Genomic DNA, 25,695 nt, shown 5'->3' on the forward strand with positions numbered 1-25,695 from the left:
GGGCGGAGGACATGCCGGTGAGGCCTAGCGGGGAACGGCGTTGGAGCAAGTGCGGCGGTGCCCGCAACAATAGACCGGATCAGTGGGGCTTGGTGCGCGTGCGCTTGCGGTATTGCCCCGGCGACTCGCCGGTCATGCGCTTGAAGACCACGGAGAGATACTCAATGTGCTCGAAACCCGTGAGCCCGGCGATGCTCTTCAGCGGCAGGTCGGTCTCGGTGAGCAGTTCCTTGGCGCGGGCGAGCTGCACCCGGCGGATCTCCGCCTGCGGGGAGCGGCCGATGAAGCGGCGGAACTTTTTCTCCAACTGGCTGCGCGAGGCGGCCGTGTGGGTGACGACCTCCTCCACGCTCAGTCCCTTGCACGCGTGTTCGCGGATGTAGTTGAGCGCCGTGCTCACGTTGCGGTCGCCCACGGCCAGGATGTCGGTGGATAGGCGGGTGACGACGCCCACCGGATCGATGCGGACGTCCATCGCCTCGGGAGCCCGGCCGCGCAGGAGGTGGTCGAGCACCTCGGCGGCGTGATAGCCGGACTGGTGGGCGTTGAGGGCCACGCTGGAAAGCGGCGGGTCGGAGAGTTCGCAGCGCACGACATCGTTGTTCACCCCGAGCAGCGCGAACTCCTCGGGGACCTTGAGCCCGGCTTGCTGGGCGGCGGCAATGACCTGAAAGGCGCGCACATCCACGCAGGCCATGATGGCGCAGGGGCGGGGCAGACGGCGCAGCCACGAGCCGATGATGCGCGACTGGCTGGCGTTCCAATCGGGGGTGATGATGCCGGGGTATTCGACGTCGAGCACATCGCAGCCCTGGCCGGCAAGGCGCAGGGCCTCGACAAACCCGTCGCGCCGCTCGCAGGACCAGCCTTCGTTGCCGAAGCCACAGAAGGCAAAGTGCCGGAAGCCGCGCTCGAGAAAATGCTCGGCGCCCAGGTGGCCGATGGCGTGGTTGTTCGGCCGGATCTTCGGCACGCCGGGGAAGGGCGGGGTGTCGTTGAGGTCCACCAGCGGGATGCCGAGTTTCGCACAACCCTTAACCAGCGCCGGGGTTGTGTGCCGGCTGATGACGCCCGACCATTTTTCACCGCGCAGAAAATCGGGGTCACTCATCGCGCGGGCCTCGTCGTCCAGGAAAGTCGCCCACTGCCGGTGCGAGCGCTCGTGCTGCACGATCCCCTGCAGCATGCGGGCGGCCTCCTCGAATCGCATGAGGAAAACGAGCAGGATCTTCGGGCGGGTCATCAAGCAGATGCTGCGCACTCCGCGAAGGCATGCAAGTGCGGCGGTGTGCTAACGAACTCCCCGGCTTGAACCGAAGGCCTGCCCCGGGATTGGCCGGCGGGCGCAGCCTGCCGGCGGAAATGAGAATCAGCTTCCCATGCCGGGATGCGGCCGTATGGTGCCAACCGGAAACACATGGGACAAGAGACCGTCACGTATCTGACCAACATCATCATTTGCACGATTCTCGCGTGCCTGATGACCCACTACTGGATGGCGCAGGGACGGACGGCGGCGATGCGCTATTGGATGATCGCCGCGTGGATCATGACGGTGGCCGATGTGTTTTTCGCGATGCGGTCCGGCTTACCGTATTGGTTTGGACGGTTGGTGCCGCCGTTGCTCGTGACGGCCGGGCATGCCGCCCTGTTCCTCGGCACGCAGCGCACCGCAGGTTTGCGCCTCCGGAAACGGCTTATCTGGGGCGTACTCGGACTGCATGCAGCCAGCCTGATCTTTTTCATCTGGCAGAATGAGTATTCCAGCTGGCGCATGGTATCCAACGGGCTCATCTGGGGCGGGCTTTCCCTGGCCTCGGCCTGGTGCCTTTACCGCGCATCGCCTTATTACTTCAAACCGGCCTTTGCCCCGGCCAAAATTTTTCTGGCCCATGCGGTCTTTCATGCCCTCCGCGTGGCCTTGGCGGCGCTGTTCACCCTGCAGGGGTGGGAGGGCGCGGCCTTGGCTCTGCAAGTTGTCGGTGATCTCGAAGTCAGCTTCTTCATGGTCGCGCTGTTTGCCGGCATCCTGATCGCCAACCTCCAGGTCCGCCACGACGAGCTCTCCAGCGCCCATGCCGAGGTGCAAACCTTGTCCGGTTTGTTGCCGATCTGCGCCTGGTGCAAAAAAGTCCGCAACGACAAGGGTTACTGGCAGCAGTTGGAGGAGTATTTTTCCTGCCGCAGCCAGATCACGTTCACTCACGGTGTTTGTGTTGATTGCCTGGAAGACCAGAAGGCGGAGAGCCGGGAACTCAGCCGGCGCTGATGGGGTGGGATTACCGGACGGGGTCCCTCCTTGATGGTCACATAAGATGATGGCTGCGAGGGTTTAGAAAAATAACAGCCCCTTGCTTGCATTCTGGGCCAAGCAAACCATTTTGGTCGGCGATGGACGGGGTTGGTAACCGTCCAGTTGTTCTATGAAACAGTCTGAACCCCTCACGGGGAACGGACTCTCAAGCCGCCTAGGGCGGCAACAAAGGAGACGATAAGTCATGCTGACCATCGCCACCATTGGAGTAGCTTGGTTCGCCGCCGTCGTGATTTATTTCATGGCCGGTCGCGATCGCCGGGTGCGCTCCTATCGCTAAGAAAACAACGCCGCCCCGGGGGATTTCCTCCGGGGCGGTTTTTCTTTGGCGGGGGCAAAGAGAGCCGCAGCGGAAGCTGCAGCCTCAGATATTGCCCGGCTGGGCGGGGGACTCGTTGGAATGCTTGGGCGGCGATTTCAGGTCTTCTGCCTGAAGTTCGACCGGGAGCATCGGGGGCTTGGAGCCGAGGATTTTCCGTCCTTCCGGTTTCACATCCGAGGGCGGACTCGCCCTTTCAGTGTTGTCGGGTAGAAATGGGGTGGAAGGGACAGTCGGGGCAGGGGAAAGGAAAAGCGTGGCGGGTGTCGGACCGAAATGGAAGCCGACCTCATCTTCGTAGCCCTCCATGGCGTGGCGGATCGCATGGATAAAGCTTCCGCTCGAGGTGAGCACCAGCGCGGCGAAGGTGAGAATCAGAAAAACGGAGAGGGTCATTAGGGGGTAGGAATGAACCTGACGAAGCCGGGCAGGAGAAACATCAGCCCGGGGAAGAAAGAGGGGGGAGCGGCTACCTGGTTTTCGCTTCGCAACTTGTTTGCGGATAGCAAAAAGGGCGGCCGGTGGGGCCGCCCATGAAGGAGTCGAATTGAGGGGTGCTGCTGGAGAAGGTATTTCACTAAAATACTTCCGCCTAATCTAGGTGACGAAAAAACGAATGTTTCGAAATTTTCACTTGGCAAGCCAAACCATGCGCAGGGTGTGCTTATTGCTCGGGAAAGTCTGAGCTTTGGCGCAGGGGCGGAAACAGATCAGGCGAAAGACACGCCATGAAGTTTGGGTGTGGGCTCCTGCTTTGTCTCCTCCGCGGCTTCATGGCTTCGTTGACAGTCGACACGTGTATTGTGACGGGTTCTTGGCGCGACAAAATTCTGTTTTGGGAAATCGTCCAGGTCGTTCCTGTGAAGGCGGGATGTTGCAGAAAAAAGCCGTCGGAATTTTCCGACGGCTTCGTGCAAGTCAGGATTCTTGTTCAGCGTTAGCGCGCATTTCTGCCCTTGAACAGTCCAAGGCACACCAAGCCCAAGCCGATCAACAGGGCGGTGTTGCCGCCATCTGGCACCAAGTTGTTGCCACCGGCATCATGGGAGAAGGGGGCGAACTTGATTTTCAGCTCTCCGTTTTGCTTGGTGGAATAGTTGTAGAGGTCAAAATGGATCCCGGTTTCCGGGGCCAGACCGCTCAAATCGATGGAGAATGCGGCGAACCGCGAGTTGCCAGTATTGCTCTGGATCGGTCCGGTGTGTTCGCCTACAACTGACTGGACATCATAGTTGGTGAACCGGTTCGAATTATCAGAAGTAGAGAAGGTGAATGCGAACTCCTTGTAGTAGGTCGGAAAGATGTCGTGGCTGGGCAGTAAGGTGGGAGTGCCCCAGCTCATGTCCGAAGTGACGTTGACCGTGGTTCCGTTGAACTTGAAGGAACCGTAGTTCCCTGACGGCGTGGCCGGAGTCAAAGCGGCCGAGATGTAGTAGGTGCCGCTCGGAGTAAGCCCGTTGAACAGGGCAAAGAGGGTGAACTCCGGGCTGCTGGCTAACGTCGTTTCGGTCGCGGCATCATATGCGGCGTTGGACGCATCAAGTTGAAGGGTCGGGATACCATAAGCGGTGGTTCCGAACACGGTGGCGGCTGCGACTAATGCGATGAAAGGTTTCTTCATGGAAAATGTTTCCCTATAGCTAGCTGAACCTGTGCCACAGATTTCGTAAAATACATAAAATCATGCATTACATATAGAAGAGAGTATTTAAGGGTGATTTTTGAATGCTATTCATCCTGACTCTCGCTAACTTTTCCGACAACCGAATAGGTTCGAAATACCCTGTTTAAGGATAGTCCAACTCTGTGCGCTTGGCGGCCTTTTCATTAAAGCCTCCCCGAACAGGAAGCATCTTCTCGAAGTGGAATGTTCGGAGGCCCGAACCGGTAAATTCTAATCAAGGCCAGAGATATTTAGTCAAGGGATGCGCAGCCAATGCTGTGAAACCAGATTATCCTTCAGCATGCCTCATTCCCTCAATGTGGATGCGACGCGGTATCCGGTGCGGATGCGCTGGTTTCTCGGCGTGGCGTGGGTGGTGATCCTGGCGAAGTGTGCGCTTGTGTGGTGGGCGATGAACCACTGGCAAGTGCCCATCAATCCCGCCTGGATTATCGGGCCCACGCTGATGCTGGCAGTGATCGCCACCGCGCTCTGGGTTGCTCCGCACGCGGATTGAGCTGTCGCTCACGGCCGCGCGCTGCTCCGACCTCTCCCGGGGTCGGGGGCCGTTGTTTGCGGCCGGTCGGGTGTTCTGAGTGGACGTGAGACCAGCGGAGATTCTCCTTGCGACGAGGCGGGTTGTGCCGATGTGTAGGGGAGTTCGATGTCAGGTCGTCAGATGCACGGTCAGGATCGTGATTTGAGTCAGACAAGGACAGAGCGTCAGATTCCGCGTTAGCGACACTTCTACGAGTTAGCAGGTCAGGCAAACGACAGGGACAGCGCCAGCGATTGAGTCAGGACAGTGCCACGGCATGGGCCGCGGCGGCTTGTCCGCCGTGCAGGTTATCATCCGGTCCAGCGAGACAACCACCCGCAACCAAGGAGAACCCGCCATGAATATCCACCACCTTCTTCATCAACGTGACATGTTGCTCCGCCAGGCGCGGCTCGCCAACGTGGCTTACGCCTACCAACGCCTCGGCGAGTTTGCCGCGCGGATCAGCCGCGCGCGCCTGTGCGGCGCGGTCGCGATCTGCCCCGGCGACCCGGCGGGCGAACAGCCCTGGCCCGGCATGGCTGCGCTCGAGGGCAGCCAGGCGGTGATCGAGGAGCACTTCCTCGACGAGGAACTCGTCGAGCTCACCGACATCCTCGCCTTTCTCGGTGAGGACGTGCGGACCGACCGGCTGACGCTCCGCTTGGAGGACCTGGCGGATCGCTACCTGCCGCGGCTCCGCGCGGAACTCCTGGCAGCCGGGGTGACGCCCGCCAACACCTTGCCGGCATCGGAGGATTCCAGTTCGCGACTCGAACGGCCCTGACGCCGCCGCCGTTCGCATCTCTGTTTCCGGCTTCGCGAATTGTGACGAAATACGTCACAATTGGACTCTTGTCGCCTTGCGCCGCTTCCCCGCAGGATGCGCCGCATGACGATTTATCTCATCCGGCACGCGCACGCGGTGGAGGGCGACGACGATGCCCGGCGTCCCCTGAGCGACAAAGGCCGGCGCCAAATTCGCGCGATGGCGAAGTTTCTCCGGCGCAGCGGCCGGCTCAAGACGCGCGAATTCTGGCACAGTCCGCTCGAGCGGGCGAAAAACACCGCGGCCTTGCTGGCCGGCGACATGGAACTCGACGCCAAGCTCAGCGAGGTCGCGGGCGTTGAACCGTATGCCAACCCGGCGACGATGGCGGCGAAGCTGAAATCCATCCGCCGGTCGGTTGCCGTGGTCGGTCATGAGCCGCATCTTAGCGCGCTGGCCACCTTGCTGATCCTGGGCCGTGCCGAGCATCCGGTGCTGGTGCTCAAAAAGGGCGCGGTTGCCGCGCTGGAGCGCAAGGACGGTCGCTGGGCCCTGCGATGGCAGGTGTCGCCCAAGGAAATCGCCTGAGCGTTGGCTTACTTCTGCGCCTTGGCCCGGCCGAGCAGCATCCACTCGAGCAAAATCAGGTTGGGCACCCAGCAGAGCCACGCCTGCACCGGGTAGAAATCCTCGAAGGCGATGCCGGCGGCAAAGAACAACGGCATGTAGAGCCGCAGGGTAACCGCCGCAAAGGTCAGGGCGAAACTGCGCAGCGCCCAGCGCTCATGTGCCTCGAAATCACGACGGCGCGCCGCATGGATCGCAGCCAGTGCGGTCCAGAGCCAGACCAGCGCCAGCATCCCGAACCCGACCCTTGCCACGAGACCTCCATAGGCAATGAAGGCCGTGCAAAAACCCGCGATTCCTCCGCCCATCACACCGAGAAAATAGAGGTAACCGAGCCCGCGGTGCAGCCTTCGCCGGGCTCGCAAGGCCGGGAAAAATTGCAATGGCCCGACTGCAAGCGCCAAGGCGGAGAACGCCACGTGCGCCACAATCCGACCGGGGTGCGCGGCGTAAGCGGCCTTCATGTCGGGATGGACCGACGTTCCCGGCGGAAGGGCGAGGTAAGCGTAGAGGCCGTAACCGGTCACCCCCAGCGAGAGAATCAGCACCAGCCAGCGGGAGAACGAAATCATGGGAGTGGACTGGCAAGTTCGTCGGCAGGCATGCCGGGATGAGGCCGGCCCTGCGGCGGGGAGTCAAAGCGACAGTGCGCGGTCTCCGGGCAAACCTCGATGGTTGCCATGCCGGCGCGAGCGGCATTGCCTGCGGGCGTGATCCGCATCCTATCGGACCTTCACTGCTACGACGCCCGCACGCTGGTCCGGGACTTCCAGCAGTTGCTCCCGCTGCTCGAGGGCGTGCCGGAACTCGTGCTCAATGGCGACAGCTGCGAGATGCGGCGAGATGTGTCGCCCGCCATGGTCGAGGCGTTGCGCAATTTTTTCCGCCAACGGGTGCCTGCGGTGACGTTTATCACCGGCAATCACGATCCCGACATCAGCGACACCCATGAGCTCCTGCTGGCAAAAGACCGAATTTGGGTGACGCATGGCGACATCTTCCTCGACGGGCTGACGCCCTGGAGCCGGCATGCCGGGCAGCTCCGGCGCTTGCTGGCCGCGGAACGCGCCGCCGATCCCTCCGCCGATTTTGCGCTGCCGGCCGTGCGCCTGCGGCTGGCGCGCGCGGTGGCGCGGGCGGAGGAGGATTTGCCCGATTACGTGACCGGCGGCTGGCGCGCACACCTCAAGTGGATCGCGCGCACCTTCTTCCCTCCGCGCCAGGTGCTGGCGATGCTGCGGGCGTGGCGCGACTTGCCAAGTTTGGCCGCGCGTCTGGCCGTGGCGCAACGTTCCTCCACGCAGGTGGTCGTGACCGGTCATGTGCACTTTCCGGGGGTGTGGCGTCATTCGGGCGGCCCCACGATCATCAACACCGGTTCCTTCTTCCAACCGCTGGGCGGCAATCTCGTGGACATCTTCGCCGACCGGGTCGAGGTCCGCCGGATCCGGCGATGCGGGAGCGATTTTGCGCCGGGTGCGTTGCTGGCCACGATTCCGCTGCACCTTTCCGGCTCGCGAACTTAATCCTGAGCCGCGGCGTTTTGCGCCGCCAAGGCGCGGATGCGCTCGGCGTGGAAGACCTTGGCCTTGCGCACGGCCTAATCAAAGAACGCCTCGCCGTGGATGGCGGTGAGATGACGCTCCATGACTTCGTTGTATTCATCGACGTAGCGCATTTGCCCTTTCGTCACGATACAACCGGCCACGGTGCGCAACTCGATGCCGTGATCCCGGTGCAGCACTTCCATCAGGGCGAGACTCCACGGGGCCGGCAGCCCGTAGGTGAGAATCGTCAGCCGGCCCCGGCGCAGGTCGGCCGTCGCTTCCTTGCGGCCGTCGCGATGGGCAAACTCGTCCACTGGTGCCGCGGTTGGATCAGTGCAGCGGGAATGACACCGCGGGGCCGCCTGCAGGGTGTTCCAGTGCTGGTAGTAGATGGCGAAGGCGGCGAGGCCGAGCAGCGGAATCAGCCAGAGTTTGCGCTTCATCTCCGGACAACGCGCCAGCGGGAAAAATCTTAGCGCCTCCCGCAGATGGCTTTGTTGTAGCGGCGGTCTGTGGCCGCCAATTCGCTCCGACGGCGGTCACAGACCGCCGCTACAGATTGCCGATTCCGGCGGGGACGGCCAGATGGGCTCTCTGCCCTCCACCGGGATATTCCTCCCGCCGGCGTTTATTCCGCGCGGATGGCCCAACGGAGTTTGGCCGAACTGCTCCGGGGATTGGCGCGGCGCTCGGCGGGGCCGGCGCGGACGACTTCCTCGTTGGTGGCGGTGTAGAGGCCGGTGCGCACGCCTTCCCGGAAGGCCTGTTTCACGCGCCGGTCCTCGCCGGAGTGGAAGGTGAGGATCGCGACGCGCCCGCCGGGTTTGAGGCAATGGGGCAGGTGGCGTAGGAACAAGTCGAGCACGCCGAACTCGTCGTTCACCGCGATGCGCAGGGCCTGGAACACGCGCCGCACGGTGTCGTTGGCGGCCTCCGTATCGAGGCGCGGCTGGTGTTCGCGCAGGATCTCGCGGATCGCGTCGGCCAGTTGGATGGTGCGCGTGAAGGGTGTGTCGGTGCGACGGCTCGTGAGCTCGCGCGCGAGAAGAGCCGCATGCGGTTCGTCGGAATTGGCCGCGAGCGCTTCGGCAAGCGCATCCTCCGAAGCCTTGGCCAGCCAATCCGCCGCCGAGGGTGGGCGCGACGGATTCAAGCGCAGGTCGAGCGGGCTGTCGGTCTTGAAGGTGAAACCGCGGGCCGGATCGTCGAGTTGCATCGAGGAGACGCCGAGATCAGCGAGGATGGCGTCGGCCCCGCTGAGGCCGAGCTGCGCGAGGACCTTGGCCAGGCCGGCGAAGTTGGAACGGACGGCGGTGAAGACGTCTTCGCCGAAGCCGGCGTCGCGCAGACGGGCGGTGGTTTTTGGGTGTTCGATGGGATCGACGTCGAGGCCGATGAGGCGGCCGCCGGGCGCGAGCAGCGGCAGAATCTCGCGGGAGTGGCCGCCATAGCCGAGTGTGCAGTCCACGGCGGTTTCACCGGGTTTGGGGGCGAGCACTTCCAAAATCTCGGCGACCATGATTGGCCGGTGCATGCCGGCGGGAGTCTTGCCCGAGGCGAGGACTTTGGCGACGTCGCCGGCGTAGCGCTCCGGGTTCAGCTCCTTGTATTTCTCCTCGAACCGGCGGGGATGCTTGCCGGCGTAGCGGGGCCGGCGCTTGGGCTTCTCCGGCGACGGGGCGCCGGGATCGGGATGGGGATCGCTCACGGCGTCGGAATGCCGGAGGCGGCACCCGGACACAAGGTCCGGTTTGGGCGGCGGAGGATTTGGGCCGCCGGTTCCTTCAGCGAGTTGACCAATTCGGTGGCCAAGCCCTAGCCGTCGCATTCGTCGCCGAGGAGTCTCCCGTGGGAGCCGGGACTACTGGGTTGGGACGGCAGAGGCATGTATTGGGATAGTATGCCTGGAGTTTTTTCTGAAGGAACCGGCGGATACTTGTATTTCGGCACAAGCGGGCCGCGGTTGAATCTTAACCGTGCTTTCGGCGCTCAGCGACGGTGGCGGGCCAACGCGACAAAGCCGGCCATGACCGTACCCAGACAGAGCAACGGGCTGCCGCCGTCCGGCACCGAGTTGGCGGGCGGATTGGCGGGGGAGGTTTTGGCCGTGACTGAGAGGTTGTCCAGGAACACCACGGTGCTGCCGGGCGCAGGGTTGCGCACCTCGAAGAGCAGGTCGGTTGCCGAGGCGACGAATGAACCGTAAGCGAGCATCCAGGCTACGTTCCCATGTGGGTCCGGCGTGTAGCCGCCCATGGCCACGGAGAGACCGCCGACCTGCACGGCCGAGGCGACGCCGAAAAAGTCGAAAGCCACATTGTAAGTCTCGCCGACCACGAGGCCGTGGAGCGTCTGTTGCAGCGCTCCGTTGGGTGACGAGGCACCGAAGCCGCTCAGGTCCACGAAATACGTGCCGGCGGCGGCGTTATAGCCGTCGCTGGTCGGGCTCTTTGCCCAGACGATCTGTCCGGTGGTGCCAGCAGCCACCGTCCAACCCGAGATCGTGGTCGAACCCGGTCCGAGCGCCATGTAGTTGGCGGCGTGATTCACGAAACCCTGGTTGGTATCCTCCAGGCTGCCGTTGTGGAGCAGGTTTGGATTGGCGTGCAAGGCGGAGGGCAAGGCGATCAAGCACGCCAAGAGGAGGGGCTTGACGGCGGTCAGATTTGAAGCGCGGAGGAAGCGGGCGGCGATAGTCATGGTTGCCTTGGTCGGGTTGCTGCCGGATGCCGCATGCTCTAGGGTCGGCCAATTCTGTCAACGGCCTGCTCCTGCGTGTTCCCACGTAGGGAACACGTCGGCGGGGCTTACACGAAGACGACCGGGTCGGGTCATGTTCCGAGGATAATTCCTCTAAGGTTTCGGCGCCCCGTGCGTGATTCACGGTGAACCCCTTCATCCCCATGCTCCTGCGCTCCTCCCGTTTTGCCGCCACCGCGCGCCCCCGGGCCCGCGTCGAGATCATCCCGCTGATCGACGTGGTGTTCTTCCTGCTGGCGACCTTCGTGTTGTTCACGCTGTCGCTCAACCGCGTGAAGGTCCTGCCCCTCATCTTGCCGTCCTCCGGCGAAGTCCGGGAAAAGCCTGAGCTCGTCACCATCCAAGTTACCGATGGCGGCGCCGCCTACTGGAACCGTGAGCTGGTCGAATTAAACCAGATTCCCGGGTTGTTGAATCATTACAAGTCCCAGACCGACACGCCCCGCGTGCTCATCACCGGCGATGAACGCGCGAAGTTCGGCCCGATGATCGCCGTGCTCGACGACGTGCGCCGGGCCGGCATCACCCACTACTCGGTCGAGACCAAGGCGCGGCGCGGCGGCGACTAGGCCCGCGCATCAGGTTGGCGTCACCGACGGTCGTGGTTTGAGGAACGGCAGCAGGGCCAGGCAGAAGATGCCGAAGAGCGAGTCCATCACGAGCGTCTGGGGGTAGCCCCAGCGCTCGATCGCGAGGCCCTGCCACGTCGCGGAGTAGGAGATCACGAAGTTGAAGATCGCCATGTAGGCGGTGAACTGGGTGGCGGCGACGGCGGGCGTGGTGATGTCCATCATCAGCGCCGTGCGGGTGCCATACATCAGGCCGTGGAAGACGGCGAACGACAGGCAGGCGACCCAGAACGCCGTGACGAGCGCGGCCGCCGGCACCGGGCGGTTGGCCTGGTCTTGCGCGACGGGCATGATCCAGCCGTGCCGGGACATTTCCCAGGCCAGATAAAGTCCGGGCAGCAGCGTGCCGGCGATGAACAGTCCGAGCATCTTGCGCCGGCCGTAACGGTCCGAAAGCCAGCCGCCCGCCATGCAGCAGAAGGCCGTGATCACGGTCGTCGTCAGGTTGAGCCGGGCAATGGCGCTGTCCTTCAGGCCGAGTTCGACGGCGAGGTTGGATTGGAGGGCGAGGTTCAGCGCATAGGCCCCGCTCGGCATGATCGCGAAGACCAGCCCAAGCCAGGCGGCCCGCGAACGAGTGAACGCCCGAAAGGCGTCGCGGCAAAAGCGGCCGATTTCCCGTCCGGCGGCGGCAACGGCCGGGCCGGAGACGGGTTCGCGGGGCGGCCCCTTGGGCTCCTTCAGCGGCAGCGCGATGAACACCGTGACCGACACAATCACGGCGGAGACAAAGAAAAACGTGGCCGGCAAGCCCGTGTAGGGGATGAGTAGCAGCACGCCGGCGCCACCGATGGACTGACCCAGGTAGGCGCCACCAAACATGACGCCGTTGGCGAGGCCGCGTTCCTTTTCGGACAGCACCGAGCAGGCCAGCGCGTCGATGGCCACGTCCTGCGTGGCGGCAAAACAGTTGTGCAGAAAAATTATCAGCGTGAATAGTTTCACCTCGGTGGTGAAGTTCACCGGCAGCGCCGCCATCAGCGAAAGCACGAGCAGGCCCTGCATGGCGATGATCCAGGCGCGGCGGCGGCCGAAGCGGTCGGAGGACAGCACGTCCACGAAAGGCCCCATCACCCACTTGAAAGCCCAGGGCAGGTAGAGCGAGCCGACGAAGGCGCCGATCTCGGCGGGTCCCAGGCCCTGCCGGCGCATCTGGGTCGCGATGGCGGTCGCCGTGAAACCGAGGGGAATGCCTTCGGTGAGATAAAGCGTGAAAAAGGTGACCAGGCGCCCGGTCTTGGTGGCCAGCAGATTGGGGAGTCTCACGGCGGGTGCGCGGCAGCTTGCCGGCGACCCGATATGACACAAGGCCGGATTCGTGCCGTCGGTGCCGGGCGGGCGCTTTCCCGGCGCGCAGAACCAGGATCTGCGGCCAGGTTCCGGCTCAGAGCCGGCTGGCGATGTAGCGGAGGATCTCCGTGCGACCGGCCTTGGTCTTGGCGGAGCTGAGGAAAATCGCGGGCGCAGGGTCGAGGCCGTCGAGGGCGACGGCGCGGAAGCGCGCCACGCTGGCCTGGGTCTGCGAGACCGACTGTTTGTCGGTCTTGGTGAAGACGACGCCGAAGGTGACCTTCGTTTCCACGAGCCACTCGACGAAGGCCAGGTCAATGGGCTGGGGCTCGAGGCGTGAGTCGATGAGCACCAGGACGGCCCGCAGGTTTTTCCGGCCTTCGATGTAATCGGCGGCGGCTTCGTTGAAATCGGCGCGCTCGGACTTGGAAACCTTGGCATAGCCGTAGCCGGGCAGGTCCACGAGGCGCCAGTTGCGGTTGATGGAATAGAAATTCATCAGGCGCGTCTTGCCCGGCAGGTCGGAAACGCGGGCGAGGTCGCGGCGCTCGGCGAGCAGGTTGAGCAACGAGGACTTGCCGACGTTGGACCGGCCGATGAGCGCGATCTCGGGTTGGGCGAGGCGGGGGACATTGGCGAGGCCGGTGGCGCTGGTCTCGAATTCGGCGGATTTTATCTTCATGGGTCGGAGAGGCAGTTGTCGGGGAAGGCGGCGGACCGGCGCATCCAGCGCACGAGGCACAGGCTGTTGGTCAGCGCCTCATGCAGGGCGGAGCCGAAATCGTAGGAGCGGTCGTCGTAGCCGGCGGCCTCGATGGCCTCGTCCAGTCCCAGCGTCACGGCAAACATGCGGGCGCGGAGGGCCGGGATGTAGGCCTTGCTGATGTCCACCGTCGGATCGGCCAGGTGGGCGGCGCAGAGCGCGGCGTCGCTGGTGTGGTGCGAGCGGCAGGCCTCGGGGCGGCCTTCGTAGATCGAGCAGGCACCCTCGTGGAGGAGTTCGCAGGTCTGGCGGCTGTGCTCGCGCGTGCCGGCGGCAAAGGCGGCGACGCGGCGCCGGTGGCCGGCGAGGCGGGCGATGACATCGGCGAGGGCGGCGGGCGAAAAATTAACCTGGATGTGATCGGCGGCGAAGAAGACCTCGTGGGCCTGCACGTCCACCGGCACCCGGCAACAGGCGTCGCACCCCGACCGGCAGGCAACGGTGGCGCGCACCCGGGCGGAGGTCCCGGCATAAGTCCGGTCCAGTTCCTCCATGCCCCAGCGCAGGGTGGCCAGCATCTGCGGCGGATGCCGGACCTTGAGCAACCGTGCCCCCATCTGCTCGATGGTGCGGTCGAACAGGGCGAATCGTTCGGCGAGGGGCGGCGGGCGGGCGGGCATGGGCTCCCTGAGGTGTCGCAGGGTCCCGCGGAATTGCGACCACTATCCTCGGGCATGAAGCCGACGGTCCTCCGCCGGGAACTTGCCGCTCAGGTCAACCGACCAGGCCGCAGCGCGGTAACCTATTCCGCGCGGAATTTTTCCGCATCCGCCTTGTTCCAGGTGATGGTCGCCTCGCCGGAGATGAAGTTCGTGTTGAGGTAGGGCCCGAAGGTCACGCGTTCCTCGCGGGCGGTGCCGGCCTTGATGTCGGCGATGAGCTTCTGCATATCGAGGAGGTATTGCATCGTGAGTTTTTCCTTCTCTCGCTTCTGCCAATGGTGGCCGCCGAAGATGACGAGCCGGCTCTCGTCGATGCCGTTGGCCGGTGTCCGGATATGGGTGATCAACCGGTCAACGGTTCGGCGGTATTGGGCAAACCCCTCGGCGGAGAAGATCCACACGCCGTTGCCCGAGCCGAGTCCGTCGCCGGTGAACACCAGGTTTTTCCCGCGCAGAAAATATGCGGTGGAATGGTCGGTGTGGCCGGGGATCTTCAGCGCCTCCACCACGAAGCCGCCGCCGAGGTCGAGGGAGGAGTCGCCGCCGATGGGGACGGTGCGTTCCGGCGGAAAGATTTCCCGGCCCTTGAATTCATCCGTCTGGATCCAAAACGTCACGGCGGGGTTGTCCCTGAAGGCCGGCAGCATGCCCGTGTGGTCGCCGTGGTAGTGGGTGATGGCGATGTGGAGTTTGCGCGCGCCGATTGCCTCGCCGACCAGCGATTGGAGTGAAGCGACGGCCGAGTCATCCCACTTGATCGCGTTGGAGAGGTCGATCAGCAGGGCCCGCTCGCGTCCGACGAGCAGATACATGTCGGAACAGTTGTTGAAACCGGTCACGGCGCCCTGGGCATCGCGCTGGATGCCGGCGGGGTTGCTGCGGTTGGCATCCTCGATGCGCATCACGCCCGGGATGATCGGGTGGACCGTGAAGGGCCCGACTTCGCGGGGCTGGGCCAAGCCGGTGGTGACGAGCAGGAGGAGCAGGACGGGGTGGAATTTCACGAAGGGCGTGGGGCGCGGTTGTCTCTAGGGCGGAGCAGGGCGCAGCGCAAGCGGAGGGCGTGAGCGCATCCGGTGGCCGCATTGCCGCGTATGGTGGATGTGATCCCGCTCCGTCATCTTTTCCTTCCGCTGTTCCCCCTGCTTGGCCTGTTCACCGGGTGTGCGAGCGTTTCCCGCCCGCCGATAACCCCCGTGCCCAAGGTTGAGCTGCCGCGTTTCATGGGCGACTGGTATGTGATCGCCCACATCCCGACCTTCATCGAGCGCGATGCGCATGAGGCGGTGGAGAGCTACGCCCTCGCGCCCGACGGGACGATCGCGACGACCTTCACGTTTCGGGAAGGCGGATCGGACGGGCCGGTGAAACGCTACACGCCCACGGGCTTTGTGCGTGACCGCGAAGACAATTCCACCTGGGGCATGCAGTTCATCTGGCCGGTCAAGGCCGAGTTCCTCATCGCCTACCTCGACCCGGGCTACACCCAGACGATCATCGCGCGCAATGCCCGCGACTATGTCTGGATCATGGCGCGCACGCCGGTGATCCCGGAGACCGACTTCGCCGGCCATGTCGCCCGGCTGCAGGCTTGGGGTTATGATGTCAGCCAGCTTCGTCGCGTGCCGCAGTCGCCGCGGCCCTGAGCGGGCCCGCCGCAGACCATCACGCGGGGGCTAAGGCTGCGCGCACGGAGTCGGGCATGGGCTCGGCTTCCATGCGGGCGGCAGCATCTTTGCGGACATGGATGGTGGTCATTCTTCCGTGTGCCACCTCGGTCCAGCGGCCGGCCCGGTCTTTCTCGAACACGAAGCCGTAGGCGAGGAACGCGGCGCCCGCTTCCTCGATGGTGGCGCAGATGCGCACCACGTCGCCGCAGCGCAACGGGCGCAGGTGCGTGCAGCTCGACTCCCGCCGCGGCCAGCCGCGGGCGTGGCCGTCGGCGCCCACCGTCATGCTTTCCAAGCCGAGGGCGCGGAACCACTCGTGTTCGCAGACTTCCATCCAGCGGTAGTAGTTTGAGAAATGCATGAGACCGGCGGCGTCGGTCTCGTGGAATTCCACGCGCCGGGTGAGGGTGAAGGTGGGTCGGATCATCGGAGAACCGGGCCGCTGCGGGGTGCGTGGCGTTTTTGACGGCAGGCGTCGGAGCAATATTTCACCTCGTCCCACACTTTCGCCCACTTGCGTCGCCACGCGAAGGGTCGCCCGCACCCCCCGCAGGTTTTCTGCGGCAAATCGGATTTGCGGCGCATGCGCGGCATCGGGCTCAGGGGGTGGGGAATTCGGTCGCCGCGGCGACCGGGGTCCAGGCTTCCAGTTCGCGCTGCGCCGCCGTGAGGGTGCGGCGGGCCTTGTCGGTCGCGTAGGCGCCGAGCACGAGCCGCAGCGGCGGGCGTTCGGCGTCCACCGCGGCCAGGATGGCGGCGGCGGCGCGGGCCGGGTCACCGGGCTGCCGTCCGTCCATCGCGGCGAGGGTGCGCGCGAACTTGCCGCGCGTGGTGTCGTAGTCGGGCAGGGGAGCGGCGACGTGGGCCAGGGACGCCCCGATGAAACCGGTGCGGAACGGGCCGGGTTGCACGAGCGTCACGCGGAGCCCGAAGGGCCGGCCCTCCTGGGCCAGCGATTCCGCGGCGCCTTCCAGCGCGCGTTTGGCGGCGCCGTAGATCCCGAATCCCGGATAGTTCGCGATCGCGGCGGCGGCGCTGACGAACACCACCTGACCGCCGCGCCGGGCGCGAAAGTGGGGCAGCAGGGCCCGGGTCACGCGCAGAGCACCGAGGAAATTCACCTCGAAGCAACGCGCGATCTCGGCCTCGTCCGTCTCCTCGATCGCCCCCAGCAGGCCCGCGCCGGCGTTGTTCACCAGCACGTCAATACCGCCAAAGGCTTCCAGCGCGGCCAGCACGCTGGCGGTGACCTGGGTGGGTGAGGTCACATCCAGCGCGAGGGCGCGACAGGTGTCGGGATGCGCGGCCGTCAGGGCCGCCAGGTCGAGCGGATTCCGCGCGGTGGTGACGACCCGGTCGCCCCGCGCGAGCGCGGCCACGGCCAGGGCGTGACCGAGGCCGCGGGAGCAGCCGGTGATGAGCCAGACTCGGGATGGATTCACGGAAGAAGAAAATGGCGCCCGCCGCGGGGTTCGCGACGAGGCACACCCATCCAACGGCTGGCCGGGCCGGGCGGATGCATCGGCTTGTCCGCAGGGGACCGGATCCCGACCGCCAAGCCCACGGCGCCATGCACCATCTCGTTTTCGGGCTGCTGCTTCCTTCATGATCACCGGCGAATACGAACCCATTGGAAACGGGGCGTAATCGCGTAATGGCCGCCGCCACCGGGTGTGACTATTTTGTGCACTCATTCCTCATGAACGATTCCGAGAAACGCTCGATCCTCGCCCTGGTGGTCATGGCCGCCTTCGCCGATGGCGCCAAAGATGATGCTGAACGCGCCGCCGTGCGCCGCGTCGCCGAAAGCCTCGGAGCCGGCGCCGACTCCGGGCCCAATTTCTGGACCGTTTATCAGGACGTTGTCGCGAAGCGCATCGACCTGGCACAGGCCGTCGCCGGCCTGACCTCGCCCGAATCGCGCGTGCTGGCGTATGAGATGGCCGTCGGGGTCTGCGACACCGACGGGCCGCCCAATCCGGGCGAAGCGGCCTTCCTCGCGCAGCTGCGCGGTGCCCTGGGCCTGGCCGGGGCCGGGCCGGCCGCGCCGATTGAGCGCGAAGCGGCCGTCGTGGCCGCCGCCCTGCCGCCGGTACTGCCTTCCGTTTCCGTGGCTCCCGCCGCCGCGCGGCCCCAGCCGGCGGTGGATTCCGCTGCGGTGGACAAGATGGTGCTCAACTACGCGATCCTGAACGGCGCGCTGGAGCTGTTGCCCCAGTCGCTCGCGTCCATGGCGATCTTGCCGTTGCAGATGAAAATGGTTTTCCGGGTTGGCCAGCTGCACGGCTACAGCCTCGATCGCGGCCACATCCGCGACTTTCTGGCGACGGCGGGCGTCGGTCTGGCCTCGCAGGCGGTTGAGGGCTACGCCCGCAAGCTGTTGGGCGGGCTTGTGGGCAAGGCGCTGGGCGGCGGGATGCTCGGCGGTCTCGCCCGGGGCACCGCGCAGGCGGCCACCGGGGCGGCCTTCACGTTCGCCACGACGTGGGCCCTCGGCCAGCTCGCGCACCGCTATTATGCGGGCGGCCGCAAGATGGAGACGGCGGTGCTGAAGGACACCTACGCACGCCTCATGGGCGACGGCCAGCAGCTCTTCTCCCGCCACGCCGGCAGCATTCAGCAACGCGCCGCCATGCTCAATCCGGCCGAGGTCATGAACCTTGAACGGGACCCCGCGTAGGCTGGGGCTTTCTGAATCGGCCTTGCGACTTTGGGCAGCCCGGGCCAAATACCGGCCCCGGTTGCCCATGCGCTGCTTCCCGCTATCCCCTCGGTGCCGGTCGATGCTGATCCTGCTGTTGCTGCCGGCGAGCCTGTCAGCCGAAAAGCTGGTCATCGCCCGCAGTTCCGTCTTCGGCGACTACCTGGAAAAGCGCCGGGTGGACGGCAAGCTCCAGCCCCAAAGCTATGTGTTCATGCCGGGACGATTTCTGAGCGGGAACACCCGGGACCGGAGCCTCGAGCGGTTTTCCTTCCGGGCCCTGGCGGGGCGGCTGGCACAGGATCTCCGGCGGCAGGATTTTCATCCGGCCGCATCGCTTGCACAGGCGGACCTGCTGCTCGTGGTGCACTGGGGCGCCACGGCCGGTCGCAACCGCGACCTCGTGGCGTTGTCCGATGGTTTCGACACGCTCGCCAACCTGGGCACCCAGGCGGAAGTGTTCCGGGGAGAGCTGGATCAGGCGATCGAAGCCGGCGACTTTCTCCAAGCTGATGCTCTCCGGGGCAACCTCGACCAGCTCGCCAACTCGGCGCGGCAGGAACAGCAGTCCCTGCTCAATGAGGAACGGAATGTGGGCGGCGCCGACACCGCCACGTTGCTCGGCTTCACGGCGGAAATGAGCCGCGACGACGGCACGCTCGCCGAACAGGAGCGGCGCAAGACACTTTTCGACCTGACCCGCGAGGAGTGCTACTTTGTCGTCGTGATGGCCTATGATGCGCGCACGCTGGTCGGGACGAAGAAACTGAAACGCGTGTGGACCCTGCGTGTGAGCATCAACACGGCCGGGGTGAATTTTCCCGAGGCGCTGGATCGCATCTCGCAGGTCTCGGGCCAGCATTTCGGCCGCCCGCAGGAAGGTCTCACCTTTGCCTACCCGCCCAAGCGCCTGCACGAGGGCAGCGTCCGGCTCGACGACATCGTCGTGCTGGGCACGGTCGTGCCTTGAGTGGGCTTCGGGGGAGTCGTGGGTGGGGCACTTGAGCGAAACAAGGGCTATTTCAGAAAAGGCGGATTCCCGATACGCGAGTGAGTCCCGCGCCTACGGGACGAAAGCGTGGCCGGGAGGCGATCACGTTGGCGCCGTTTCGACGAGCTCAAGCCGTTCGACAAGCTCAGGCCCTGAGCAGCCGCCGAAGGGGTCCCGAGCCTGTCGAGGGACTGCGCTCCAACGAGGCTACCTTTCAATTTAATCCGCCCTTGAGGGTGGGGAAAATCGTCACGATTGGGTCTGGCTATTGCCCGGAATGTCCGGATCGTGAGGGCGGCGTGGCATGTTGCGCCGCAGTGACTGGTGGTCTTCGCTGGAACCTCGGTTTGCGCGGATCTGAAACCCAACTCCGGGAACGGACTGTTTACCTCGTCCACATGCATATCCGTATGAATAGCCGCGTTTACGTCAGCAACCTGCCCGAAGTCACCACCGAAGAGAACCTGCGCACCGCCTTCGGGCCGTTCGGGGACATTGCCAAGGTTTTCGTCGCCACCGATCGCGACACGGCTCTGCCCACTTATGCGTTTATCACCTATGCCACGGTCGGAGACATGACCGCCTCCATCGCGGGCATGAACGACGCGGATTTTCACGGCCGCAAGCTGGCGGTCAGCGTGGCCCGTGAGGCCAAGGTCGCTCCGGCGCCCCGGCGGATCGTGCTGCCGATGGCAGGCCCGCGCCGCGGACCCGGCGGTCCGGCGCGCGGTCCCGTGCGGCGCTAAGCCCGGGGCCTATCCGCTAACCCACCGGCTTCCGGCCCGCAGACTCGGGCCGGACCCGCAGGTTACGCCTTCAGGCGATTCAGGTATCCTCAACTCCCGCGTCTTCCCGCCCGTCAGCGCTGCGCGGGCGGGCGCTCGCGCATTTCTTCGCGACGCATGGGCATGGTGTCCACGAGCGCGAACAGTTCCTCGGGAGGCAGCGGGGTGGAGCGGCGTAGCTTCTCGCCGCCATCCTTGCCGATCAGGGTGACGGTGAACGTCGAGGCGCCGAAACGCGTCTCGATCACGAAGTCCCGCTCGATCAAGCCGGACCACGCGGGTAGCAGGAGCGCCGCTTGGTCGCGGTATTGGTCATTTTTGACCGAGGGCGCGGCGATCACGAGCACGCGGTGGTCGGCGGCAGCCCGAGCCGGCGTGGCCAGGCAGCTGCCCAGGAGGACGATCAGCAGGAGGATGCGCATCGGGCAACGTGCACATCTGGCGCGGCCGCGCCAGCAGGGAACTTGCCGTCGAGGTGGAGCGATCGGCTCTTGGGATCAGTAGCCGGCGGGGGTGGGGGAAGTGTCGAGGTGCGGGCTCGGCAGGGAGCCGGGGAAGCCGCGTTGGATGGCCGCGTTGAGGATGGCCTTGGTGGCGGTGGCGCCGATGCGGGTGACGCCGAGCGCGCGCACGGCGAGGAGATCGTCGAGGGTGCGGACACCGCCGGCGGCCTTGATCTGGATGTGGGGCGCCGTGTGCGCGCGCATGAGCCGGAGGTGCGCCGGCGTGGCGCCCTGGTAATTGTAGTGGCCGTTGGCCTGCTTGACGAAGCCGTAGCCGGTGGAGGTTTTCACGAACGCGACGTTCACCGCGGAGCAAATTTCGCAGAGCCGGATGATCTCCGCGTCGGTGAGGTAATCGTTTTCAAAAATCACCTTGAGGATGGCGCCGGCGGCGACGGTGGCCTGATTGATGAGGTCGATCTCACGCTGCACGTAGTCCCAGGCGCCGGACTTCACCTTGCCGTGGTTGACGACCATGTCGATTTCCCGGGCGCCGGCGAGGGCGGCGGACTCGGCCTCGACGACCTTGATGCGGGTGGTGCTGTTGCCGTGGGGGAAGCCGATGACGGCGCAGGCCAGCACGTCGGTGCCGGCGAAGATGTCCAGGGCCTGGCGGATGGAGTAGGGTTTCACGCAGGCGGTCGCGACGTTGTAGTCGCGCGCGAGTTGGCAACCGGCCCCGACCTCGGCATCCGACATCGTCGGGTGCAGGAGGGAGTGATCGATCATCTTGGCGAGAGCAGTGAGGCTGGGCTGGGTCATGGTGGGGCGGGAGCTGCAGAAAACCGCGACCCGAGCCCGGCGACAATCCGGGAATAACCCCGGGCGGAGAGTCAGACGGCAATCGGGAGACGAGGGACTAAGGACCATGGACTACGGACTAGGGACAGCGGAGTGGCGATCTTTAGGGTATGCATCGAGCGGGTAACCACAGAACACACTGCACACGGAAGGAAGAAGGCCGGGCCGTGAACTTTACTGGCGGCGACTGCCGGGCAGCGGTTGCTGGCTTTCGGGGGTGAGCAGCGTGCGGACTAGAGCCAATGCATCTCAGCTCGGGGCGGTCAGGGTGAGGGTGAGTTCCTCGATTTCGGTGTCGGGAAATTTTTCGCGGCCCGTGATCACGAAGCCGCATTTCTGCAGCACGCGGATCGAGGCCGCGTTGTGCAGGGCAACGTGGGCGTGGAGCGGGCGGGTTTTCAGCTCGGCGAGCAGCTGGTCCAGCGCGGCGCTGGCGAGGCCGCGGCCCCAGAATTCGCGGCCGAGCCAGTAGCCGACCTCGCGTTGCCCGGCCTGGACCCAGCTGCCGAGGTGGCCCGCCACCCGGCCTTGGAAGAGGATGGTGCGCGTGATCGTTTCCAGCGGCGTCGCCCGGATCTTCGCCCAGTGCGCCATGAAGGCGTCGTGGTCGCGCGACGGAAACGCCGCCAGGCGGGTGGCCTCCGGGTCCAGCTGGTGGACGAAGAAGACCGGCAGGTCGCCATCCTCCACCGCGCGCAATCGCACCTCATTCGTCATGCCCCAGCCAATCAGGACCGGGGCGCCGTGTGCAACACGACGTTGCGGGAAGCCTTCAAAACAGACCACATACGCTGCCCCCCGCTCGGACTCGACGGGTTTGGTCTGGCTTGGATCAGGAATACCAGGGGCTAACGACGACGCTTCTCCACGAAGCTCCGCTGCGGTGCAGACGTTCCCTGTCGCCGGACTCACAACGGGCGCCGCAATTCCGAAACACCATCACGGTCACCTCGTCCGGGACTTCACAGTCGCCAGTTGGGAAACCGAGCCGACTGTAATTCGGTGGGAGAATTTCATGGGCAGGGGCGTGTTGAAAGCATGACGGATGCTGCAGGCCGTTGGGAAATATACTCACAGAGAGAGAACCTGGCGGCAGAGGGTGCCGCCGCGGGCGAAGTCGCGGCAGGTTTGCGGCCGCGACTCGTAGAGGGTGCAGAGTGCGGTCAGGGGATCGAGGGCCACGCAGGCGCCGTCGCCGCGTTGGTCCATGCAGGGCACACCATCATGGCAGGCGATCAGTTCCTCTGGAATGCAGTCACCGGGGCGGAGTTCGACGACGAGATGGCAGCAACGCCCGCAGCCGGAGCAGGCAGGGAGATAGGGAGTCAGAGAGATGGAGGCATGACAGCAGGTCGGTCACCCCGTGGCGATGGTTCTTTGCCGGGACCGAAGAAACGAGGCCCGGGGTTCCCAGATTTGACGGACAGAGGCCTCGAGCAAACTAGCATCTGGCGGCACGGCCTTGGGTGGTTTTCGGCCGCAGCTCCCTGTAGTCCCAGAGATCCTTCCCGGCCTGCTTCAACCAGCGGCGGAGTTTTTGGAGGGGAATCTGCGTCACGTCGGTGAATTGAATCTGCGCGGCCTTGAATTTGCCGGCGGGCTTGAGTTCCGGTGCACCGAGCGCCTGGCCGTTCCAGAAGAGCAGGGTCACCTGTTTGGCGGTGGCCTTGTAGCCGACGACGGGAATATCCCCGACAAACCAGACGGGGATGGCGTGCCACACCTTCGACGTGGCCGAGGGCAGGGTCGCTTCGATCTCCCCGCGGAGCGTCTCGCATACGGCGGCCAGTATCGGCGTCTGCGCTTGGGTGTATTGGGTGATGGCAGATGGGTTGCTCGCTGGCTTTGTTTTCATGGTGTTCAACCCTTCAACGAATGACGGGCCATTGGACGGACACAAATGCAGGCCGGAACAAGCACTGGCATCCGCAGCTTGGGGTTGCCCTGACTTGACGGACTATTGGGAAGGCGATGAAGCCGGGCGGACATCAGCTAAGTCAAATCAAGGAATAGCGGCCGACCCCGTCCGTCGGCCACCGGGAGCGCGCCGCTCGGCGCGAGGGTGACTTGAGATTGCCCTTGGGTAAAACGGGCCCTAGCAGATCTAGCAGACCGGAGTGGAAAATCCAAGGATGCCCCTCCCGAACCAACCGCGAATATTGCGTCATGAACCCAAACAGCGCCCCGAACCCAATTGATCCTTCGGAAACACCGCCGCCGGGGGAGAACCCGGGCGCGGCCAAGGGCGGGCCGAAAAAAGTCTGGGTCGCCGTGATGTTTCTGGCGGTCACGCCCCTGGTCACGATTCCGTTTGGCTTTATCTTCAGCTGGCTGGCGCCGTTGGTCGGCGGGCTATTCCTGACGGGCTTGGGGTTGCTGCTGGTGGCGGCGGTGCCCGCGTTGGCCGTGGTGGCTTGGCTCGTCCGGGTGGGGCTGCGCCGTAACTGGGCGGGCAGTCCCGGCGCGTGGGGCCTGCTCGGTGCTTTTCTGTTCATCGGCTGGGGCGCCGTGTTCTGGTTGCTCATGGGTGCCCGGGCGTCGAGCGATCAGAAGGCCGTGATGGGGATCGCCCGGCAAATCTCGGCCGCCGCCGATCAATACTACCTGGAATATGGGGGCTCGTCCGTGAGGCTGGAGGAACTCGTCGGCCCCGACCGCTACATCAAGCAAATCTACCCGGTGGCGGATGAGACCTATCCGTCCGTTCTCATCCAAGGCCGCACGATCACCATCACCGGGGTGGCGGGGCTGAGGACGGTCACCTACGCGCCCTGAAGGCGACCGGTGCGGGTTGCCCTGATGGGGTGGCTGCCACCGCCCGCGGCCTGACCCATGCCGGGGTTCCTCGACTCCGTGGCGCGGTCTCCTGCTCCCTCGCCGCCCGCGGATCGGGTTGCGCCTTGTGCTGACAGGGTGCTGTCAGGAGGTTGTTCACAATGCCGTTTAGGGTCTTGCGGACGGTTGCCGCCGGGCGGCGAATGCCGGTATGCACCCGCTCCGGACGCTCGCGGTGGATTTCAACTCCTTCTTCGCCTCGTGCGAGCAGCAGGAGTGTCCGCCGCTGCGCGGGCGGCCGGTGGCGGTGGTGCCGGTGGTGGCCGACACGACCTGCACGATCTCGGTGAGCTACGCGGCCAAGGCCCGGGGCGTGCGCGCCGAGATGGGCGTGGGCGAGGCGAAGCTGCGCTGCCCGGAGCTGGCCCTGGTCGAGGCGCGACCCGAGGTCTATATCGCCTACCACCGCCGGCTGCGCGAGGCGATCGAGGCCTGCATCCACGTCTCGGAGATCAAGTCCATTGACGAGATGGAGTGCGACCTCACGGCCACCTTCGCCCCGCGGGAAAAGGCCGAGCGCGTGGCCCGCGAGATCAAGGCGCGCGTGCGCCGCGCGGTCGGGTCCTGTCTCACCAGCTCCATCGGCATCGCGCCCAACTGGATGCTCGCGAAGATGGCGTCGGACCTGCAGAAGCCTGACGGCCTCGTGGTGATCGAGGAACGCGACCTGCCCGCACGCCTGCTCGGCTTGAAGCTGCAGGACTTCCTCGGCATCGGGGAACGGATGGAGGCGCGGCTCCTGGCGCATGGTATCGACACCGTGGCGAAGCTCTACGCCGCGACCAAGGCCGAGTTGCGCGGCGTGTGGGGCGGCGTGGAGGGCGAGCGCATGTTCTGCCGCCTGCGCGGGGAGCACATCCCGTTTCACTGCGAGAGCCACAAGACCGTCGGCCACTCCCACGTGCTGCCGCCCGCCCTGCGCACCGACGTCCGCGCCGGGGCCGTGCTCCACCGCCTGCTGCAAAAAGCCGCCATGCGCCTGCGGCACATCGCGCACTGCGCCGGCGCGCTCAGCGTGTTCGTGGGCTACCGCGACGACGCGAAGTGGGCCGACGAGATCCGGTTCAACGAGACGCAGGACACCTTCGCGCTGAGCCGCGCCCTCGCGCTGGTGTGGGCGCGGCGCCCGGCCGAGCTGCGCCGGCGCGCGCCCTTGCAGGTGGGCGTGGTGCTCACGCGCCTGCTACCGCTGCACACGCACACGCCCGACCTCTTCGACACCGGGCAGGCGGACGCCCGCGAGCGGTTGTTCGGCGCGGTGGACACGCTCAACCAGACCTACGGCCACGGCACGGTCTATCTCGGCGGGGCCTTCGGGGTGACGAAGGATGCCCCGATGCGCATCGCCTTCACGCGCATCCCCACGCCCGAGGTCGAGGAGATCGACCCCCGCCGCGAACGCCGCGTGCGCCCTCTGAAGCGGACCGAGGCCCCGGATTTCTGGGAAGGCTGTTAGGCCGGGCGGCACGGGGCCCGATCAACCTCAACCAACAGCGGCCTGAACCCGTCCGGTCGCTTGAGTGACCGC

31 protein-coding genes are annotated in these 25,695 nt (G+C 65.3%); 12 read left to right on the forward strand and 19 right to left on the reverse strand.

Annotated features, from left to right (window positions below):
• Positions 1-79: 79 nt before the first annotated feature.
• Positions 80-1,243, reverse strand: coding sequence for a XylR family transcriptional regulator (locus ESB00_RS05330; RefSeq protein ID WP_129046686.1), 1,164 nt, complete (start codon positions 1,241-1,243; stop codon positions 80-82).
• Between the two features lie 174 nt (positions 1,244-1,417).
• Between ESB00_RS05330 and ESB00_RS05335 the strand changes: the two genes are divergently transcribed.
• Complete coding sequence (locus tag ESB00_RS05335) at positions 1,418-2,269, forward strand: hypothetical protein (protein ID WP_129046687.1); 852 nt, start codon at positions 1,418-1,420, stop codon at positions 2,267-2,269.
• A 409-nt stretch (positions 2,270-2,678) separates the two neighbouring features.
• On the opposite strand, the gene ESB00_RS05340 is transcribed toward ESB00_RS05335, so the two are convergent.
• Both ESB00_RS05340 and ESB00_RS05345 read right to left on the reverse strand, forming a co-directional pair.
• Positions 2,679-3,029 (reverse strand): hypothetical protein, encoded by a 351-nt coding sequence (locus ESB00_RS05340; RefSeq protein ID WP_129046688.1) that lies wholly within the window; start codon positions 3,027-3,029, stop codon positions 2,679-2,681.
• A gap of 541 nt (positions 3,030-3,570) precedes the next feature.
• Positions 3,571-4,254: a choice-of-anchor N protein gene (locus ESB00_RS05345; RefSeq protein ID WP_129046689.1), complete on the reverse strand. Its 684-nt coding sequence runs from the start codon at positions 4,252-4,254 to the stop codon at positions 3,571-3,573.
• A gap of 343 nt (positions 4,255-4,597) precedes the next feature.
• Between ESB00_RS05345 and ESB00_RS05350 the strand changes: the two genes are divergently transcribed.
• The 3 genes from ESB00_RS05350 to sixA all read left to right on the forward strand — a co-directional run bounded on the left by ESB00_RS05350 (position 4,598) and on the right by sixA (position 6,191).
• Positions 4,598-4,813: a hypothetical protein gene (locus ESB00_RS05350; protein WP_129046690.1), complete on the forward strand. Its 216-nt coding sequence runs from the start codon at positions 4,598-4,600 to the stop codon at positions 4,811-4,813.
• Between the two features lie 412 nt (positions 4,814-5,225).
• The gene (locus tag ESB00_RS05355) at positions 5,226-5,621 is read left to right on the forward strand and encodes a hypothetical protein (protein WP_129046691.1); all 396 of its coding nucleotides are present in this window, start codon (positions 5,226-5,228) and stop codon (positions 5,619-5,621) included.
• Between the two features lie 105 nt (positions 5,622-5,726).
• Positions 5,727-6,191 (forward strand): phosphohistidine phosphatase SixA, encoded by a 465-nt coding sequence (gene sixA / locus ESB00_RS05360; protein ID WP_164976063.1) that lies wholly within the window; start codon positions 5,727-5,729, stop codon positions 6,189-6,191.
• A gap of 8 nt (positions 6,192-6,199) precedes the next feature.
• Here sixA and ESB00_RS05365 read toward each other — a convergent pair whose 3' ends face one another.
• Positions 6,200-6,802, reverse strand: coding sequence for a DUF2306 domain-containing protein (locus ESB00_RS05365; protein ID WP_129046693.1), 603 nt, complete (start codon positions 6,800-6,802; stop codon positions 6,200-6,202).
• Positions 6,803-6,940: 138 nt separating this feature from the next.
• Between ESB00_RS05365 and ESB00_RS05370 the strand changes: the two genes are divergently transcribed.
• The gene (locus ESB00_RS05370; protein WP_164976064.1) at positions 6,941-7,756 is read left to right on the forward strand and encodes a metallophosphoesterase; all 816 of its coding nucleotides are present in this window, start codon (positions 6,941-6,943) and stop codon (positions 7,754-7,756) included.
• A 74-nt stretch (positions 7,757-7,830) separates the two neighbouring features.
• On the opposite strand, the gene ESB00_RS05375 is transcribed toward ESB00_RS05370, so the two are convergent.
• The 3 genes from ESB00_RS05375 to ESB00_RS05385 form a co-directional block, all read right to left on the reverse strand.
• The gene (locus ESB00_RS05375) at positions 7,831-8,220 is read right to left on the reverse strand and encodes a hypothetical protein (protein ID WP_129046695.1); all 390 of its coding nucleotides are present in this window, start codon (positions 8,218-8,220) and stop codon (positions 7,831-7,833) included.
• Positions 8,221-8,405: 185 nt separating this feature from the next.
• Positions 8,406-9,485 (reverse strand): 16S rRNA (cytosine(1402)-N(4))-methyltransferase RsmH, encoded by a 1,080-nt coding sequence (gene rsmH / locus ESB00_RS05380; RefSeq protein ID WP_218938684.1) that lies wholly within the window; start codon positions 9,483-9,485, stop codon positions 8,406-8,408.
• Between the two features lie 281 nt (positions 9,486-9,766).
• Positions 9,767-10,477: a hypothetical protein gene (locus tag ESB00_RS05385; RefSeq protein WP_129046697.1), complete on the reverse strand. Its 711-nt coding sequence runs from the start codon at positions 10,475-10,477 to the stop codon at positions 9,767-9,769.
• Between the two features lie 203 nt (positions 10,478-10,680).
• Between ESB00_RS05385 and ESB00_RS05390 the strand changes: the two genes are divergently transcribed.
• On the forward strand, positions 10,681-11,106 hold the full coding sequence (locus ESB00_RS05390) for an ExbD/TolR family protein (RefSeq protein WP_129046698.1): 426 nt from the start codon (positions 10,681-10,683) through the stop codon (positions 11,104-11,106).
• A gap of 9 nt (positions 11,107-11,115) precedes the next feature.
• Here the strand turns inward: ESB00_RS05390 and ESB00_RS05395 are convergent, their stop codons facing one another.
• The 4 genes from ESB00_RS05395 to ESB00_RS05410 form a co-directional block, all read right to left on the reverse strand.
• Positions 11,116-12,432 carry an MFS transporter gene (locus tag ESB00_RS05395; RefSeq protein ID WP_164976065.1) on the reverse strand — a complete coding sequence of 439 codons (1,317 nt, stop codon included), beginning with the start codon at positions 12,430-12,432 and terminating at the stop codon, positions 11,116-11,118.
• Between the two features lie 118 nt (positions 12,433-12,550).
• A complete protein-coding gene (gene yihA, locus ESB00_RS05400; protein WP_129046700.1) occupies positions 12,551-13,138 on the reverse strand; it encodes a ribosome biogenesis GTP-binding protein YihA/YsxC in 588 nt (195 codons plus the stop codon).
• A complete protein-coding gene (locus ESB00_RS05405; protein ID WP_129046701.1) occupies positions 13,135-13,839 on the reverse strand; it encodes a YkgJ family cysteine cluster protein in 705 nt (234 codons plus the stop codon). The genes yihA and ESB00_RS05405 overlap by 4 nt, the downstream gene beginning before the upstream one ends.
• 122 nt (positions 13,840-13,961) lie before the next feature.
• Positions 13,962-14,885, reverse strand: coding sequence for an MBL fold metallo-hydrolase (locus tag ESB00_RS05410; protein WP_129046702.1), 924 nt, complete (start codon positions 14,883-14,885; stop codon positions 13,962-13,964).
• A gap of 90 nt (positions 14,886-14,975) precedes the next feature.
• On the opposite strand from ESB00_RS05410, the gene ESB00_RS05415 reads away from it, so the two are divergent.
• The gene (locus ESB00_RS05415) at positions 14,976-15,527 is read left to right on the forward strand and encodes a lipocalin family protein (protein ID WP_129046703.1); all 552 of its coding nucleotides are present in this window, start codon (positions 14,976-14,978) and stop codon (positions 15,525-15,527) included.
• 19 nt (positions 15,528-15,546) lie between these two features.
• Here the strand turns inward: ESB00_RS05415 and ESB00_RS05420 are convergent, their stop codons facing one another.
• The 3 genes from ESB00_RS05420 to ESB00_RS05430 are packed head-to-tail and all read right to left on the reverse strand — an operon-like array spanning position 15,547 to position 16,993.
• Positions 15,547-15,978 carry an acyl-CoA thioesterase gene (locus tag ESB00_RS05420; protein ID WP_129046704.1) on the reverse strand — a complete coding sequence of 144 codons (432 nt, stop codon included), beginning with the start codon at positions 15,976-15,978 and terminating at the stop codon, positions 15,547-15,549.
• Positions 15,975-16,145, reverse strand: a complete 171-nt coding sequence (locus ESB00_RS20165; protein ID WP_129046705.1) for a DUF2256 domain-containing protein — start codon at positions 16,143-16,145, stop codon at positions 15,975-15,977. The genes ESB00_RS05420 and ESB00_RS20165 overlap by 4 nt, the downstream gene beginning before the upstream one ends.
• A 5-nt stretch (positions 16,146-16,150) precedes the next feature.
• Positions 16,151-16,993 (reverse strand): oxidoreductase, encoded by an 843-nt coding sequence (locus tag ESB00_RS05430; protein WP_164976066.1) that lies wholly within the window; start codon positions 16,991-16,993, stop codon positions 16,151-16,153.
• A 257-nt stretch (positions 16,994-17,250) separates the two neighbouring features.
• On the opposite strand from ESB00_RS05430, the gene ESB00_RS05435 reads away from it, so the two are divergent.
• From ESB00_RS05435 to ESB00_RS05445, 3 genes are all read left to right on the forward strand, one after another.
• Positions 17,251-18,231 carry a DUF533 domain-containing protein gene (locus ESB00_RS05435; RefSeq protein ID WP_129046707.1) on the forward strand — a complete coding sequence of 327 codons (981 nt, stop codon included), beginning with the start codon at positions 17,251-17,253 and terminating at the stop codon, positions 18,229-18,231.
• Between the two features lie 103 nt (positions 18,232-18,334).
• Positions 18,335-19,222, forward strand: coding sequence for a hypothetical protein (locus tag ESB00_RS05440; protein WP_129046708.1), 888 nt, complete (start codon positions 18,335-18,337; stop codon positions 19,220-19,222).
• 431 nt (positions 19,223-19,653) lie between these two features.
• Positions 19,654-19,989: an RNA recognition motif domain-containing protein gene (locus ESB00_RS05445; protein ID WP_164976067.1), complete on the forward strand. Its 336-nt coding sequence runs from the start codon at positions 19,654-19,656 to the stop codon at positions 19,987-19,989.
• Positions 19,990-20,102: 113 nt separating this feature from the next.
• On the opposite strand, the gene ESB00_RS05450 is transcribed toward ESB00_RS05445, so the two are convergent.
• The 5 genes from ESB00_RS05450 to ESB00_RS05470 all read right to left on the reverse strand — a co-directional run bounded on the left by ESB00_RS05450 (position 20,103) and on the right by ESB00_RS05470 (position 23,187).
• A complete protein-coding gene (locus ESB00_RS05450) occupies positions 20,103-20,450 on the reverse strand; it encodes a DUF4174 domain-containing protein (RefSeq protein WP_129046710.1) in 348 nt (115 codons plus the stop codon).
• Between the two features lie 75 nt (positions 20,451-20,525).
• Positions 20,526-21,293, reverse strand: a complete 768-nt coding sequence (gene deoC / locus ESB00_RS05455) for a deoxyribose-phosphate aldolase (protein ID WP_129046711.1) — start codon at positions 21,291-21,293, stop codon at positions 20,526-20,528.
• 288 nt (positions 21,294-21,581) lie between these two features.
• The gene (locus tag ESB00_RS05460) at positions 21,582-22,049 is read right to left on the reverse strand and encodes a GNAT family N-acetyltransferase (RefSeq protein WP_179954372.1); all 468 of its coding nucleotides are present in this window, start codon (positions 22,047-22,049) and stop codon (positions 21,582-21,584) included.
• Between the two features lie 354 nt (positions 22,050-22,403).
• Entirely contained in the window at positions 22,404-22,667 is a 264-nt protein-coding gene (locus tag ESB00_RS05465; RefSeq protein ID WP_129046712.1) for a YkgJ family cysteine cluster protein, read from the reverse strand.
• 106 nt (positions 22,668-22,773) lie between these two features.
• Positions 22,774-23,187, reverse strand: coding sequence for a DUF1801 domain-containing protein (locus tag ESB00_RS05470; RefSeq protein WP_129046713.1), 414 nt, complete (start codon positions 23,185-23,187; stop codon positions 22,774-22,776).
• A gap of 311 nt (positions 23,188-23,498) precedes the next feature.
• Here ESB00_RS05470 and ESB00_RS05475 point away from each other — a divergent pair, with 311 nt between their 5' ends.
• The gene (locus tag ESB00_RS05475) at positions 23,499-24,107 is read left to right on the forward strand and encodes a hypothetical protein (RefSeq protein WP_129046714.1); all 609 of its coding nucleotides are present in this window, start codon (positions 23,499-23,501) and stop codon (positions 24,105-24,107) included.
• 211 nt (positions 24,108-24,318) lie between these two features.
• Positions 24,319-25,623: a DNA polymerase Y family protein gene (locus ESB00_RS05480; RefSeq protein ID WP_129046715.1), complete on the forward strand. Its 1,305-nt coding sequence runs from the start codon at positions 24,319-24,321 to the stop codon at positions 25,621-25,623.
• Positions 25,624-25,695: the final 72 nt, after the last annotated feature.

Source organism: Oleiharenicola lentus, assembly GCF_004118375.1.
Taxonomy (GTDB): domain Bacteria; phylum Verrucomicrobiota; class Verrucomicrobiia; order Opitutales; family Opitutaceae; genus Lacunisphaera; species Lacunisphaera lenta.

Bases quoted from the DNA above. Each gene is read 5' to 3' on its own strand.
- ESB00_RS05345 (WP_129046689.1), bottom strand. From the start codon at position 4,254: ATGAAGAAACCTTTCATCGCATTAGTCGCAGCCGCCACCGTGTTCGGA.
- ESB00_RS05375 (WP_129046695.1), bottom strand. From the start codon at position 8,220: ATGAAGCGCAAACTCTGGCTGATTCCGCTGCTCGGCCTCGCCGCCTTC.
- ESB00_RS05415 (WP_129046703.1), top strand. From the start codon at position 14,976: ATGGTGGATGTGATCCCGCTCCGTCATCTTTTCCTTCCGCTGTTCCCC.
- yihA (WP_129046700.1), bottom strand. From the start codon at position 13,138: ATGAAGATAAAATCCGCCGAATTCGAGACCAGCGCCACCGGCCTCGCC.
- ESB00_RS05390 (WP_129046698.1), top strand. From the start codon at position 10,681: ATGCTCCTGCGCTCCTCCCGTTTTGCCGCCACCGCGCGCCCCCGGGCC.
- ESB00_RS05365 (WP_129046693.1), bottom strand. From the start codon at position 6,802: ATGATTTCGTTCTCCCGCTGGCTGGTGCTGATTCTCTCGCTGGGGGTG.
- sixA (WP_164976063.1), top strand. From the start codon at position 5,727: ATGACGATTTATCTCATCCGGCACGCGCACGCGGTGGAGGGCGACGAC.
- deoC (WP_129046711.1), bottom strand. From the start codon at position 21,293: ATGACCCAGCCCAGCCTCACTGCTCTCGCCAAGATGATCGATCACTCC.
- ESB00_RS05350 (WP_129046690.1), top strand. From the start codon at position 4,598: ATGCCTCATTCCCTCAATGTGGATGCGACGCGGTATCCGGTGCGGATG.
- ESB00_RS05470 (WP_129046713.1), bottom strand. From the start codon at position 23,187: ATGAAAACAAAGCCAGCGAGCAACCCATCTGCCATCACCCAATACACC.
- ESB00_RS05405 (WP_129046701.1), bottom strand. From the start codon at position 13,839: ATGCCCGCCCGCCCGCCGCCCCTCGCCGAACGATTCGCCCTGTTCGAC.
- ESB00_RS05445 (WP_164976067.1), top strand. From the start codon at position 19,654: ATGAATAGCCGCGTTTACGTCAGCAACCTGCCCGAAGTCACCACCGAA.
- ESB00_RS05435 (WP_129046707.1), top strand. From the start codon at position 17,251: ATGAACGATTCCGAGAAACGCTCGATCCTCGCCCTGGTGGTCATGGCC.
- ESB00_RS05335 (WP_129046687.1), top strand. From the start codon at position 1,418: ATGGGACAAGAGACCGTCACGTATCTGACCAACATCATCATTTGCACG.
- ESB00_RS05440 (WP_129046708.1), top strand. From the start codon at position 18,335: ATGCTGATCCTGCTGTTGCTGCCGGCGAGCCTGTCAGCCGAAAAGCTG.
- ESB00_RS20165 (WP_129046705.1), bottom strand. From the start codon at position 16,145: ATGCCGCGCATGCGCCGCAAATCCGATTTGCCGCAGAAAACCTGCGGG.
- ESB00_RS05385 (WP_129046697.1), bottom strand. From the start codon at position 10,477: ATGACTATCGCCGCCCGCTTCCTCCGCGCTTCAAATCTGACCGCCGTC.
- ESB00_RS05475 (WP_129046714.1), top strand. From the start codon at position 23,499: ATGAACCCAAACAGCGCCCCGAACCCAATTGATCCTTCGGAAACACCG.
- ESB00_RS05480 (WP_129046715.1), top strand. From the start codon at position 24,319: ATGCACCCGCTCCGGACGCTCGCGGTGGATTTCAACTCCTTCTTCGCC.
- ESB00_RS05420 (WP_129046704.1), bottom strand. From the start codon at position 15,978: ATGATCCGACCCACCTTCACCCTCACCCGGCGCGTGGAATTCCACGAG.
- ESB00_RS05340 (WP_129046688.1), bottom strand. From the start codon at position 3,029: ATGACCCTCTCCGTTTTTCTGATTCTCACCTTCGCCGCGCTGGTGCTC.
- ESB00_RS05355 (WP_129046691.1), top strand. From the start codon at position 5,226: ATGTTGCTCCGCCAGGCGCGGCTCGCCAACGTGGCTTACGCCTACCAA.
- ESB00_RS05450 (WP_129046710.1), bottom strand. From the start codon at position 20,450: ATGCGCATCCTCCTGCTGATCGTCCTCCTGGGCAGCTGCCTGGCCACG.
- ESB00_RS05330 (WP_129046686.1), bottom strand. From the start codon at position 1,243: ATGACCCGCCCGAAGATCCTGCTCGTTTTCCTCATGCGATTCGAGGAG.
- ESB00_RS05460 (WP_179954372.1), bottom strand. From the start codon at position 22,049: ATGACGAATGAGGTGCGATTGCGCGCGGTGGAGGATGGCGACCTGCCG.